This window comes from Ruegeria sp. BHSC276 (assembly GCF_059612945.1).
In genome coordinates this window covers 1-12,620 of record NZ_JBXWRP010000004.1, presented here as the reverse complement: position 1 = coordinate 12,620, position 12,620 = coordinate 1, and the positions used below count along the sequence as shown (strand labels likewise).

Genomic DNA, 12,620 nt, shown 5'->3' with positions numbered 1-12,620 from the left:
TTCAGTTCGCCGTGATGTCGGTTCCGAACCACTTGACCGAGATTTCCGCCAGGGTGCCGTCCTGCTTCAGCTCGGTCAGCGCCGCATCGACCCGGTCGCGCAAAGCCCGGCCTTCCGCGTCATCGCGGAACGGCAGGGCGTTGCGGATTTCCGAGAAGGGCGCGCCGGCCAGCTCCAGCGTCAGCGGGCTTTCGGCGATCAGCTGGGCCGAGGACACGCGGTCCATCACGAAGGCATCGACACGGCCCAAGGCGGTGTCCTGCGCGATGTTGGCCTCGTAGGTCTTGATCTCGATCTCGTCGGAATACGGCAGTTCTTTCAGAAGCTGCTCGAAATTCGAGCCGAGGTTGACGGCGACGGTGTGGCCTTTCAGATCTTCGACCCCCTTGATGGTGTCGTTGCCCTTGCGCACGACCACCTGCGCGCCGTCGATCACATAGGGCTGGCTGAACGCAAACCGGGCTTCGCGTTCGGGGGTGATGGTGATCTGGTTGGCGATCGTGTCGATCCGGCCCGCGTCCAGCGCGCCGATCAGGCCCGAGAACGACATGGTCTCGAACGCGATGTCCAACCCTGTCTTTTCGCCAACGGCGTTCATGACGTCGACCTCGAAGCCCTGAAGCACGTCCTGCTTAACGAAGGTAAAGGGGAAATACCCGCCCGACATGCCCACGCGCAGGGTTTCGGCGGTTGCGGCAGTGCCCAGGCCTAAGGCCAGAACGGTTGCTAGGATACGGTTCATTTCGGCAAACCTCTGTTATGCGTAGGCGGCGGAAATTGGGTATCGGCAAAGCCAAGTCAACCGGGTGGGCTAACAAAAGACGCTCTGTTCGGGACACTGGGCTGGGGCGAAACTCGGTTCGTAACTTGCGCCCCGTTTCTGAACGAGCGTTTTACAAAGCTTTATTCGCAGAGGCGGGTGTTCCTTCCCAACGCCTTGATGTCGGCGTTGGGCTTCTTCTGGAGTGATGTCGAGGACAAACGAGACCGGACGACGCGGGTTTCCGCCACCATCCTGTGGAATGTGTCGCAGACGGATGCGGTCAAATCCGCCCAAGGTCATTCAAGATCGGACAATCCGGGCGGTCATCGCCGGCACATTCCGCGACCAGGTGAGACAGCGTGGCGCGCATGGCCTTGAGATCGGCGATCTTCGCGTCGATTTCCTTCAGGTTTTGCTTGGCGATGCGCTTTACATCGGCGCTGGCGCGACGCTTGTCCTCGTACAGTGCCAAAAGCGTCCGGCAGTCTTCGATGGTAAAGCCCAGCGACCGGGCGCGGCCGATGAACGCCAGTTTGTGCAGCTCTTTTTCGTCGAAATGCCGGTATCCGTTGGCGCCGCGCCGGGGTTTGATAAAGCCGATGTCTTCGTAGTAACGAATGGTCTTGGCCGGAAGGCCCGAGCGCTCGGCGACATCTCCGATATTCATGGTTCCCTCCTTGTCTAGTCGGCATTGGCCGGGTTGAGCGTCAGGATGCGGGTTTCTTCGGGAGCGTCCTGTGGTGTTCGGGCCGGTTTCACCCAACGCAGCCGCAAGGCGTTGGACAGGACGAAAACGCTGGACAGCGCCATCGCGCCCGCGGCCAGAACCGGCGACAGAAGCGGCCCGCCGAACGGGTACAGAACCCCGGCGGCCACCGGGATCAGCAGCGTGTTGTAACCAAAGGCCCAGAACAGGTTCTGCCGGATGTTGCGCATGGTGCGTCGGCTGACGTCGAACGCGTTGACCACGCCGGTCAGGTCACCGGAGATCAGCACCACGTCGGCCGCCTCGATCGCGATGTCGGTGCCGGTGCCGATGGCAATGCCCACATCCGCCGCCGCCAGCGCGGGCGCATCGTTGATGCCGTCGCCCACGAAGGCCAGCTTGCCTCCGTCTGCGCGCAGGCTTTCGAGCGCGGCCACCTTGCCTTCGGGCAGCACCTCGGCGACCACGTGGTCGATGCCCAGTTGCGCGGCGATGGCCCGGGCCGTAGCGGCGTTGTCACCGGTGATCATCGCGACCTTTAGACCCAGGTCATGCAAGGCCTGGATGGCGGCAGGCGTACCGGGCTTGATCGGATCGGCCACGGCGATCACCGCCGCGATACGCCCGTCGATCGCGGCATAGAGCGGCGTTTTCCCCTTGGCGGCCAGGTTCGCGCCGCGCTCTGCCAGCCCGCCGATCTCGATCCCCTCGCGGGCCATCAGGCGGTCGGCGCCGATCAGAACCCGGTGGCCTTCGACCATTGCCTGCACCCCGTAGCCAGTGATCGAGTCAAACGCTTCGGGCTTGGGCAGAGACAACCGGCGGCTTTCGGCGGCCCGGGTGATCGCGGTTGCGATCGGGTGTTCCGACGTGGCCTCGACCGCGGCGACAAGGCGCAGCACCGCGTCCTCGGTCATGCCGTCGGCCACGATCAGGTCGGTCAGTTCGGGCCGGCCCTCCGTCAGCGTGCCGGTCTTGTCCAGCGCAACGACGGTGGTTTCCTGAAGCATCTGCAGCGCGTCCCCCTTGCGGAACAGCACACCCATCTCGGCCGCACGCCCGGTGCCCACCATGATCGAGGTCGGCGTGGCCAGACCCATGGCGCAGGGGCAGGCGATGATCAGAACCGAGACCCCGGCAACCAGCGCCAGGCTCAGCGCCGGGTCCGGGCCGAACAGCAGCCAGACCAGAACCGTCACCACGGCAACCGAGATCACGGCCGGAACGAACCACAGGGTGATCCGGTCGACCAGACCTTGGATGGGCAGCTTGGCCCCCTGTGCCTGTTCGACCATCTGGATGATCTGCGCCAGCATCGTGTCGGCCCCGACCTTTTCGGCCTGGAAGGTTAACGCCCCCGTTCCGTTCACGGTGCCGCCAACCACGGCGGCGCCCTCGGCCTTTTCGACCGGCACCGGTTCGCCGGTGATCATGCTTTCATCCACATAGGACCGCCCGGTCAGCACGGCGCCATCCACCGGGATCTTCTCGCCGGGGCGGACATGCACTATGTCGCCCACGACGATCTGATCGACGGGCAGTTCCACCACGCGGCCATCGCGCTCGACCCGCGCGGTCTTGACTTGCAGCCCCACCAGCTTGCGGATCGCCTCACCGGTGCGGCCCTTGGCGCGCGCCTCGAGGAAGCGGCCCAGCAGGATCAGCACCACGATGACCGCCGCCGCCTCGTAATAGACGTTTGCGGTGCCCGCCGGCAGAAGATCGGGCGCAAAGGTCGCCACCAGCGAGTACCCATAGGCCGCCGCCGTCCCCAGCGCGACCAGCGAGTTCATGTCGGGCGCGCCCCGGAACAAGGCCGGAAAGCCCTTGGTATAGAATTGCAGCCCCGGCCCGAACAGAACGATCGTGGTCAGTACGAATTGCAACAGGTGGCTGGTCTGCAGACCGATCGTCTGGGCAATCAGATGGTGCATTCCGGGAACGACATGCGCGCCCATTTCCAGAACAAAGACAGGCAGAGCCAGGATCGCGGCAAAGCTTGTGCGCCGGGCCAGGTGCTGGATTTCCTCGGTTTTGCGGTCCTCGGGCTCGGGCCGTGCCGCGTCTCGGAGGGTGGCGGCGTAGCCCGCCGCCGTGGCCAGCGCGGCTATGGCCTCGGGCGTGGTGGAGCCTGCCACATAGCGGACCGTGGCCGTTTCCGAGGCCATGTTGACCGAGGCCGCCACGACCCCCTGCCCCGCCGACAGCGCCCGTTCCACGCGGCCCACGCATGAGGCGCAGTTCATTCCCTGAATGTCCAGCGTGACCTCTTCGATCGCGGAGGGATACCCGGCCGCCTCGAGCGCGCCGAGGATGGTCGGCAGGTCAGCGGGCGCGTGGAAATCGACCTGGGCGCTTTCGCTGGCCAGGTTGACCGAGGCGTCCTCGACGCCGGGCACGGCCTTCAGGGCACGTTCGACGCGGCCGACGCACGAGGCGCAGCTCATTCCCTGAACTTGAAGGCGGGCGTGTGAAATCTGGGTCATGTCGTCACCATTGAATCGCTGCTGACCCGCTACATAAGGGTTCCAGCAGGTGGAAGGTCAAGGTGCACTCAGCGAAAGTCCTCGAAAGGTCCGCCGTCTTCGGCCTCGGTCCGCAGTTGCTGCATCTCACGCTCGCGCTCCGTCCAACTGGATTTGATGAAACCGAGGATGTCTCGGATCTCTGCATCGGTCAGGGTATCGGCGAAACCGGGCATGCCACTTTGTACCCCGGTCACGCCCATGCGTTTCAGCGTCTCGGCACCGCCCAGCTTGGTATAGGCGAACAGCATACCGTCTCCGTGATGCCAAGTATGGCCGGTGCGGTCATGCGGCGGGGCCGGCAGAACACCGTTGGCGTCGGGCGTCTGCCAGTCCGGCTGACCCTCAAGGTTGGCCCCGTGGCACGCGGCGCAGTTCTCGGCATAGAGCACCGCCCCCCGCACCGGATCGGAGGGTTCGTCACTGAGGTCAGCGCCTGAAATCCATCCGAACGCGCCAGCAGCACCCATCACGACGGCGGCCGTCAGCGCCACCCAGGGCAATGTCGTCCTGCGCGGATGGCCCCGCGGCTCCACCTTTTCACTGTCCGTCATGGTCGTCCAACAAATAGGTGGCCATGGCGCGGCGGTCTGCTTCGGTCAGGAAGCTGGTGCCGTAGGTCACGACCTCGCCCATGGCACCGCCGAATACGTCACCGTCGGGCATAATGCCGGTGCGCAGGGCATAGGCCAGGTTGTCGACCGTCCAGCCCAGCCTCTGCAGGGTTTCATAGTCGATGGCCGGCGCCTTGTCGCCGCCCGGCAGTGCATCACTGCCCTTGAAATGCTCGGTATCCGATTTGCGGGCACCAAACAGATTGCGCCCGGTGTGGCAGGCGGCACAGTGAGTGGCGCCTTCGACCAGCAGCCGGCCGCGGTTCCACACATCACCTTTGCCGGGGACCGGATCGGTGCGCGGAGGCTCGAGGAACGCCGCGCGCCACAGTTTCAGCCCCCAGCGCTGGTTGAAGGGAAAGGCCATCTGCTGCGCGCGGGACGGCGTGCCCACCGGCGGCACGGTCTGGAACGCCGCCCACAGGTCGGCAATGTCCTGATCGGTGAAATCGGCGTAGAACGGGTACGGGAAGGCTGGGTAATAGGGCTGCCCGTCCGGCGCCACGCCTTGACGCACGGCCTTGGCAAATTCCTCGATCGACCAGCCGCCAATGCCGTGGTCCGGGTCTGTGGTCAGGTTCGGGGAATACACCGTGCCAAAGGGTGTTTCGAGCTTGACGCCGCCGGCCAGGGGCGCGCCACCCTCGGCGAAATTGGTGTGGCAGGCGATGCAGCCGCCCGCCCGCGCCAGGTAGGCCCCGCGGTCAACGTCGCCCGTCAGCTCGGGCAGTTGCGGCGTCAGACCGATTGGCCACGCGACCACGGCGGCCAGCCCCGCCGCAGCCAGTACGGCAGAGGCAAGGCCCAAGCGATAGATGCGTTTCATCGTGGCACCCTATTCCGACCGGAACCGCGTGTGACAGGCCGAGCAGTTCTGGCCCAGCATCATGAACACGCCATCGGCGGGCATCTCGGACAGCTCCTCGCGCCCGGGGGTTCCGCCCATCATGGCCCCGCCCCCCATCATCGAGGCGCCACCCATCATGCCCGATCCGCCCATCATGCCGGACCCCTGACCGGCACCGGCCATCATCAGCCCGTTGTCGGCCGCAAGGACCAGCCCCTGGGCATAGGTCTGCAGCTGCTCGGCCAGTTCGGCGAAGGCTTCCCAGTCCTGCCAGATCTCGGGTTTGGCCTCGGAAGGCATGCCATCGCTACCTTCGGGGAACAGCCGTGTCATGCTGTCACCGGCATGGCGCCCGATCGTCTCGGCCGCGCGCCGGACTGTGGCCGCGTCATAAGGTGTCTTGCCCTGCATCATCGGCGTCAGGGTCTTCATCGCGTCCTTCATGGCGGACATACCGTCCATGCGTTCCTTCACGATCCCGGTGGCGCCACCATGCGCCAGGGCGGTTACGGCGATCATCGACGCCAGCACGGCTCCCGTCGTCAGTTTTGAAAGGGTCATCGTCTTGTCCTGTTTGTCTGCTTCAACTCGCCCCCGAAAGGGGCCTTTCGTGACTCAGGACACGGCGCGCGGCGGGGGCGGATCGAACAGGGCCACCGGCAACATCCGGTACCGGCCCGGCGGGATGGCACGGCGGCTGATCCTTGATACCAGAGCGGAAACGACGGGCGCGGCCACGGTCATTGCCACGCCGTTGCAGAAGGCCCCGCCGTGGCAATGACCCGGGTGGCCCTGTTCGACATGGTCGGGGTCGGATGCTTCCAGATCGACGACGGCATGTGTACCCCCATCGCCCCCATGCGCCAAGGCGGGTTCCGAGAACACCAGAACACCGGCCAAGACCAAGCCCAAGGCCAGAAGCCACCGTCCGATCATCCTGTCCGCCCAGCTGTGCAAGGTTCAGTCTATCCCGTTCTCGCGCTGCAGTTCCCTGACATAGGCAACGATGCCCTGCACGTCTGCACGGGTCAAGCCAGCGACCGGCGGCATGTCGCCAAAGCGCCAGTGATGGGCCTGAACACCATATTGAACCGCCCGCTGAAAGGCCTCGTCCCCGTGGTGGCTGGGCTCATAGATCTTGTGTACCAACGGCGGCGCCAGCCCTTCCAGCCCCGTCGCATTCATTCCATGGCAGGCTGCGCATTTAGCGTCAAAGGCAACCTTTCCCATCTGCGCCTGCGCACTGAACGTCGCCGGCACCCGGACCTGCGCGATTGGTTCCCCCTGCGACAGCGACGACGTATCGGGCACCGCCATCGAATGGCCCGTAGGCTGCTGGTTGAAGTTGTAGACAAATACGGCAGCGCCCGCGATCAGAACGCCGCCAATCAAAAGCGTCAGTTTGTTCATCGGCTCGTTTCACTTGGTTGTAGATGCATTCGCTGTTTGCGCGTCTTCTGCCGCCTTACCGCGCTGGAAGGTCAACCCAAATTTGTTCGCAACGCCCTGCGCAGAAAAGCCACGCTGTCACACCTATTGTACGCAGCGAATTGAACTGCGCGCGTCAGGATGCAACTTTGTGCGGCAAACGGACCGGGAAACAGCACGGGGAAGTACACGATGTTGGCCAAATCGGACTTGAAATATGCGGCAGTTTTGCTGGCAGTCGGCGCCTGTACGGAAACCGCGTCGATGTCCGGCGCGTCCGCGCCCGGCGACCTGGCCAAGGTGCCCGAAGGGGTGATCGCAATTGCCGCGCCCGGCCAGAACTTGAACGCGGTTCGGATCATGCCCGAGGATGGGTGTTACTGGTACCGCCATGTCGGCCCGGTCGAGACGACCTATCTGCCGCTCAGAACCGTCGAGGGGCGCCCGATCTGCGCCCGCGCCTGATCAGGCCGAGGCCGTGATCGGCTGCTCGGGCGGGTAGAGATGTGCCGTGGCGCCGGGCTGAACCCGGTCATACAGGCCGATGATATGCGCCATCACCATGCGCACGCAGCCTGAACTGGCGCGGCCACCTATCGACCGGGGATAAGGCGTGCCGTGGATGCGCAGATAGGTGTCGCGGTTGCCCTGATACAGATAGAACGCCCGCGCCCCCAGCGGGTTTTTCGGCCCGCCCGGCATGCCGTCGGCGAACTGGGCATAATCCTGCGGGTCGCGGCGGATCATGTCGGCGGTGGGCGTCCAGCGCGGCCATTTAGCCTTGCGTTTGATCGTATAGGTTCCGGGCTCGTACAGATCACCGCGCGCGATGGCCACGCCGTAGCGCATGGCGGTACCGCCATCTTCGATGAAATACAGATACCGCGCCACCGCATCCACATGGATGTCGCCGGGTTTCAGCGGTCGGTTGGTCTGAACCCGGCGGGGCAGGAACCGCGGATGCAGACCCCAGGGGTTCGACGCGGCCGGATCGTAATTGGCCGGCGTGACCTGCGCATCCCATGCTGCCCATTGAGACGCGGTCGCGGCCGAGGCCGGCAACGCACCCAGAATCGGCTGCGAGAACAAGGCAAGCGATGTCGCAACAAAGTGTCGTCTGGTCAGCATATCAACGCTCCTGTCACCCGGCCATCGGTATGATTCGAAACTGGATCACCAAGATCCTCGAATCGGGGCGCCGAGTCCATTCACTTGTGTGTATGGGGCCATTTTCCCTGCACGCCAGGTGTTATTTGGGCCGCCTCATCTCCATTTCAGCAGGATTCGGCGCAGGAGATCCCGCAAAAACCCGAACCCTGCGCGCTTTGTCATGAAACTGTTACACTGCCGTTACATAAGCGTCGCACGTCCCGCTTAGAGCAGTCGCCAAGGCCGCAGGGGGCGGCCAAAGCTGAGTTTCAGGAGTGACCATGACCACCATCAAACTGACCGCTTCGGTTCTGGCAATCACCGCCATTGCTGCGTCTGCTGCTTCGGCGCGCGACGCCATCCGCATCGTCGGATCTTCGACCGTGTTCCCGTACACCCAGGCCGTCGCCGAGCAGTTCGCCAACAACACCGGCGCAGCCTCGCCCATCGTCGAATCGACCGGTACCGGCGGCGGCATGAAAATCTTCTGCGAAGGCATCGGTGAAAACACCGCCGACATCACCGGCGCATCGCGTGCCATGAAGGCCTCGGAATACGAGCTGTGCCAAAAGAACGGCGTCACAGACATCTCGGAAGCCCTGATCGGGTTCGACGGCCTGTCGATCGCCATCTCGCGCGGCAATGATCAGGACTGGGACCTGTCGCTGGGTGACATCTACTTGGCCCTTGGCGCCCAAGTGCCGGTTGATGGCGAGTGGAAGGACAACCCGTTCAAGACCTGGAACGAAGTCAACCCCGACCTGCCAGCCGTGGAAATCCTGGCTTATGGCCCGCCGCCGACCTCGGGCACCCGCGACGCCTTCGTCGAGCTGGCGATGCATGCCGGCTGCGAAGAGCTGGATTTTGTCAAGAATGGCGGGTTTGATGGCGACTGGGTCAAGGAAAACTGCTCGCGCATGCGCACCGACGGACCCTTCGTCGAAGCAGGCGAGAACGACAACCTGATCGTTCAGCGCCTCGAGGCCGACCCGAACGCCGTTGGCATCTTCGGCTACTCGTTCCTGTACGAGAACTTGGATAAGCTGAAGCCGGTCAAGATCGAGGGCGTCGAGCCGAATGCCGACACCATCGCCGACAAGTCCTATCCGGTGTCCCGCCCGCTGTACTTCTACGTCAAGAACGCGCATCGCGGCGTGATCCCGAACCTGGACGAATTCCTGGAAGAATACATGTCGGACGACGCGCTGGCCGCTGACGGCTATTTGGCCGAGCGTGGCCTGGTGGCCCTGTCCGACGAGCGTCGTGAAGAGCTGCAGGACGCAATCCTGAACGGCCAGAACATGGAACCCAAGTCGTAAGACTTGCAATTCACGGGGCTGTCCGGCCACGAAACCGGGCAGCCTATTTTTTTGCCTGGGGGGCAGATGACGACTTTCGTGTTTGCGGCGCTGTTGGGCGTCAGTATCCTTGGATATTTGCTGAACCGGCGGGCTGCAGCCGGTCTGCGCGCAGATGGGGCGCGTCTGCACTCTCTGCCCGGCTATCACGGGCTGTTTTCTTTTCTGTCCACGCTGGTTCCGGTCTTTGTGCTGATCGTACTGTGGCTGATCCTGCAAGGCCCAGTGATCGACCATGTGGTCATGTCGGGCCTGCCTGCCGGCAGCCTTGACGGATTGGACACTGGCGGGCGCCAGTTGGTGCTGGCCGAGATTAAGTCGATCTCGCGCGGGCAGATCTTCGGCGAGCCCGAACAATGGAAGATGGCCGCGGCCCAGCGGTATCTTGAGCTGCATAAGATGTCGGGATGGGTTCTGCTGTCGATCGTCCTCGCTCTGTCGTTGGCCATCGTGGCCTTTGCCCGCTCGCGCGTGGGGGCCGCGTTCCGCGCTCGCCACGGGGTCGAGCGCATCGTGTCAAGCCTGATGATCTTCTGCTCGACCGTCGCCATTTTTACGACCGTCGGTATCATTGCCGCGCTGCTGTTCGAATCCATCCGCTTTTTCGAGATGGTGCCAATCACCGAGTTCTTCTTTGGCCTGAATTGGGAACCGCAGATCCCTCTGCGCGAAGACCAGATTGCGGCCGAAGGTGCATTCGGCTGGCTTCCGGTCATTCTCGGCACCATCGTCATTACCGTGGTCGCGCTGTTCCTGGCGGTTCCGGTCGGCCTGTTGTCGGCCATCTACCTGAACGAATTCGCACCCGACCGCTTGCGGGCGGTGGCCAAGCCTGTGCTGGAGATCCTGGCCGGCGTGCCGACTGTAGTCTATGGCTTCTTCGCGATCCTGGTGGTGGCGCCGGCGATGCGCAGTTTCGGCGCCTCGCTGGGCATTCCGGTGTCGCCCAACACGGCGCTGGCCGCAGGCAGCGTGATGGGCATCATGCTGATCCCGTTCATCTCGTCTTTCACCGATGACGCCCTGTCGGCGGTACCGCGTTCGCTGCGCGACGGGGCGCTGGCGCTGGGGGCAACCCGGGCCGAGACGGTTCTGAACGTGCTTTTCCCTGCCGCCATTCCCGGCATCGTCGGTGGCATCCTGTTGGCCGTCAGCCGCGCGATCGGGGAAACCATGATCGTGGTCATGGCCGCCGGCCTGATCGCCTCGCTGACCATCAACCCCCTGGACAGCGTAACCACGGTGACCGTGCAGATCGTCACGCTTCTGATCGGCGACACCTCGTTCGACAACCCCAAGACGCTGGCGGCCTTTGCCCTTGGCATGATGCTGTTCGTCGTCACCCTGATCATCAACGTCTTCGCGCTGCGCATCGTGCGCAAGTACCGCGAAGCCTATGACTGAGGCCAAGACCATGGCTGACCTGACCGCAGGACCCGAAAAGACGCCCCCGCAGGGCAACACCGCCGACGCCGTACGCGCCAGCCTGACCCGCCGCAACCGCAAGCAGAAGCTGCTGCAGGGCTTGGGCCTGGGCGCCATCGGCTTTGCCTTTCTGATGCTGTTCATCCTGGTGGCCTCGCTGGTATCGTCGGGATATCAGGCCTTTACCCAGACCAAGATCACGCTCGAGGTTTATGTCGACCCCGAGGAGATCAAGCCCGAAAAACTGCCGCGCGGCGGCTTCAAGGACGTACTGCAAGCCTCGCTGTCCGAGTTGCTGCCCGAGGTGGACACAAGCGACCGGGCCACCCGTAAGGCCCTGGCGGGCATCCTGTCCAACGGCGCCCAGTTTCAACTGCGCGACCGGGTGGTGGCTGACCCTTCTCTGATCGGGCAGACCATCACGCTGACGGTGCCGGTATCGGATCCGTATGACCAGCTGAACAAGGGCACCATCGACCGCGACACGCCCGAGCAGAACCGCCGTCTGAACGATGCCGAGATCGCCTGGTTCGACCAGCTGAAAGCCCAAGGTGTAATCAGCAAGCCGCTGAACACCGGCCTGGTCACCAATGCCGACAGCCGATTCCCGGAACTGGCTGGTCTGAAGGGCGCGCTGATCGGGTCGTTCTGGGCGCTGTTCGTATGTTTCGCGATTTCCTTCCCGCTGGGCATCGGCGCGGCGATCTACCTTGAAGAATTCGCGCCCAAGAACAAGATCAGCGACTTCATAGAGGTCAATATCAACAACCTGGCCGCGGTGCCGTCGGTCGTGTTCGGCCTGCTGGCGCTGGCGGTGTTTATCGGCTGGTTCGGCCTGCCGCGCTCGGCCCCGTTCGTGGGCGGCATGACGCTGGCGCTGATGACCATGCCGACGATCATCATCGCCACCCGCGCCGCGCTCAAGGCGGTGCCGCCGTCAATCCGCGAGGCGGCCCTGGGCATCGGCGCGTCCAAGCATCAGGTGGTGTTTGGCCATGTGCTGCCGCTGGCGATGCCCGGCATCCTGACCGGAACGATCATCGGGCTGGCGCAGGCGCTGGGGGAAACGGCCCCGCTGCTGCTGATCGGGATGAACGCGTTCATCACCTCGGCCCCGGCCGGCCCGTTCGACAGCGCCACCGCCCTGCCCACCCAGATCTTCATCTGGGCCGACAGCCCCGAGCGCGGCTTCGTCAGCCGGACCTCGGCGGCGATCCTGGTGCTGCTGGGTTTCCTGGTCACGATGAATGCCATCGCGATCTATCTTCGGAACAAATTCGAGCGCAGCTGGTAAGCGCAAAGGGATCATCATGATGAATGACATGAGCAAGATCGAACCGGGCGTCGCCGTCGATGCCGTCAAGATAAAGGCGCAGGACGTCCAGGTCTTCTATGGCGAAACCCAGGCGATCAAGGACGTCTCGGTGGACATTCTCGACAAGACGGTCACGGCCTTTATCGGGCCGTCGGGCTGCGGCAAGTCGACGTTCCTTCGCTGCCTCAACCGGATGAACGACACGATCGACATCTGCCGCGTCAAGGGCGACATCCGGCTGGACGGCGAGGATATCTATGACCCCAGCATCGACCCGGTGCAGTTGCGGGCGCGGGTGGGAATGGTGTTCCAGAAACCCAACCCGTTCCCCAAGTCGATCTATGACAACATCGCCTACGGCCCACGCATCCACGGGCTAGCCAAGTCCAAGGCCGAGCTGGACGAGATCGTGGAAAAATCCCTGCGCCGCGGCGCCATCTGGGACGAGGTCAAGGACCGCCTGGATGCGCCCGGCACCGGGCTGTCGGGC

General features: G+C 64.0%; 14 protein-coding genes. 5 read left to right on the top strand and 9 right to left on the bottom strand.

Annotation, left to right across the window (positions count from 1 at the left end; translation table 11 throughout):
- Position 1 precedes the first annotated feature (1 nt).
- From AC2FMD_RS07290 to AC2FMD_RS07255, 8 genes are all read right to left on the bottom strand, one after another.
- Positions 2 to 742, bottom strand: coding sequence for an amino acid ABC transporter substrate-binding protein (locus AC2FMD_RS07290; protein ID WP_496794856.1), 741 nt, complete (start codon positions 740 to 742; stop codon positions 2 to 4).
- Between the two features lie 301 nt (positions 743 to 1,043).
- Complete coding sequence (gene cueR / locus AC2FMD_RS07285) at positions 1,044 to 1,430, bottom strand: Cu(I)-responsive transcriptional regulator (RefSeq protein WP_496683096.1); 387 nt, start codon at positions 1,428 to 1,430, stop codon at positions 1,044 to 1,046.
- 14 nt (positions 1,431 to 1,444) lie between these two features.
- Positions 1,445 to 3,955: a heavy metal translocating P-type ATPase gene (locus AC2FMD_RS07280; RefSeq protein WP_496794855.1), complete on the bottom strand. Its 2,511-nt coding sequence runs from the start codon at positions 3,953 to 3,955 to the stop codon at positions 1,445 to 1,447.
- 68 nt (positions 3,956 to 4,023) lie between these two features.
- Positions 4,024 to 4,464: a c-type cytochrome gene (locus AC2FMD_RS07275; protein WP_496685748.1), complete on the bottom strand. Its 441-nt coding sequence runs from the start codon at positions 4,462 to 4,464 to the stop codon at positions 4,024 to 4,026.
- A 70-nt stretch (positions 4,465 to 4,534) separates the two neighbouring features.
- Entirely contained in the window at positions 4,535 to 5,434 is a 900-nt protein-coding gene (locus AC2FMD_RS07270; protein WP_496683089.1) for a c-type cytochrome, read from the bottom strand.
- A 9-nt stretch (positions 5,435 to 5,443) separates the two neighbouring features.
- Entirely contained in the window at positions 5,444 to 6,016 is a 573-nt protein-coding gene (locus AC2FMD_RS07265; protein WP_496743443.1) for a c-type cytochrome, read from the bottom strand.
- Positions 6,017 to 6,070: 54 nt separating this feature from the next.
- Complete coding sequence (locus tag AC2FMD_RS07260; RefSeq protein WP_496683082.1) at positions 6,071 to 6,391, bottom strand: hypothetical protein; 321 nt, start codon at positions 6,389 to 6,391, stop codon at positions 6,071 to 6,073.
- Positions 6,392 to 6,415: 24 nt separating this feature from the next.
- Positions 6,416 to 6,865, bottom strand: coding sequence for a c-type cytochrome (locus AC2FMD_RS07255; RefSeq protein ID WP_496683079.1), 450 nt, complete (start codon positions 6,863 to 6,865; stop codon positions 6,416 to 6,418).
- Between the two features lie 210 nt (positions 6,866 to 7,075).
- On the opposite strand from AC2FMD_RS07255, the gene AC2FMD_RS07250 reads away from it, so the two are divergent.
- A complete protein-coding gene (locus AC2FMD_RS07250) occupies positions 7,076 to 7,348 on the top strand; it encodes a hypothetical protein (protein WP_496685579.1) in 273 nt (90 codons plus the stop codon).
- Here the strand turns inward: AC2FMD_RS07250 and AC2FMD_RS07245 are convergent, their stop codons facing one another.
- On the bottom strand, positions 7,349 to 8,011 hold the full coding sequence (locus tag AC2FMD_RS07245) for a L,D-transpeptidase (RefSeq protein ID WP_496712002.1): 663 nt from the start codon (positions 8,009 to 8,011) through the stop codon (positions 7,349 to 7,351).
- Between the two features lie 302 nt (positions 8,012 to 8,313).
- On the opposite strand from AC2FMD_RS07245, the gene AC2FMD_RS07240 reads away from it, so the two are divergent.
- The 4 genes from AC2FMD_RS07240 to AC2FMD_RS07225 all read left to right on the top strand — a co-directional run.
- A complete protein-coding gene (locus AC2FMD_RS07240; RefSeq protein WP_496683071.1) occupies positions 8,314 to 9,351 on the top strand; it encodes a substrate-binding domain-containing protein in 1,038 nt (345 codons plus the stop codon).
- A gap of 66 nt (positions 9,352 to 9,417) precedes the next feature.
- Positions 9,418 to 10,794 (top strand): phosphate ABC transporter permease subunit PstC, encoded by a 1,377-nt coding sequence (gene pstC / locus AC2FMD_RS07235; RefSeq protein ID WP_496712001.1) that lies wholly within the window; start codon positions 9,418 to 9,420, stop codon positions 10,792 to 10,794.
- Positions 10,787 to 12,109 carry a phosphate ABC transporter permease PstA gene (pstA, locus tag AC2FMD_RS07230; RefSeq protein WP_496794854.1) on the top strand — a complete coding sequence of 441 codons (1,323 nt, stop codon included), beginning with the start codon at positions 10,787 to 10,789 and terminating at the stop codon, positions 12,107 to 12,109. Before pstC ends, pstA begins: the two co-directional genes overlap by 8 nt.
- Before the next feature lie 19 nt (positions 12,110 to 12,128).
- Positions 12,129 to 12,620 (top strand): phosphate ABC transporter ATP-binding protein (locus tag AC2FMD_RS07225; protein ID WP_496743439.1); only part of this gene is annotated, 492 nt, incomplete at its 3' end.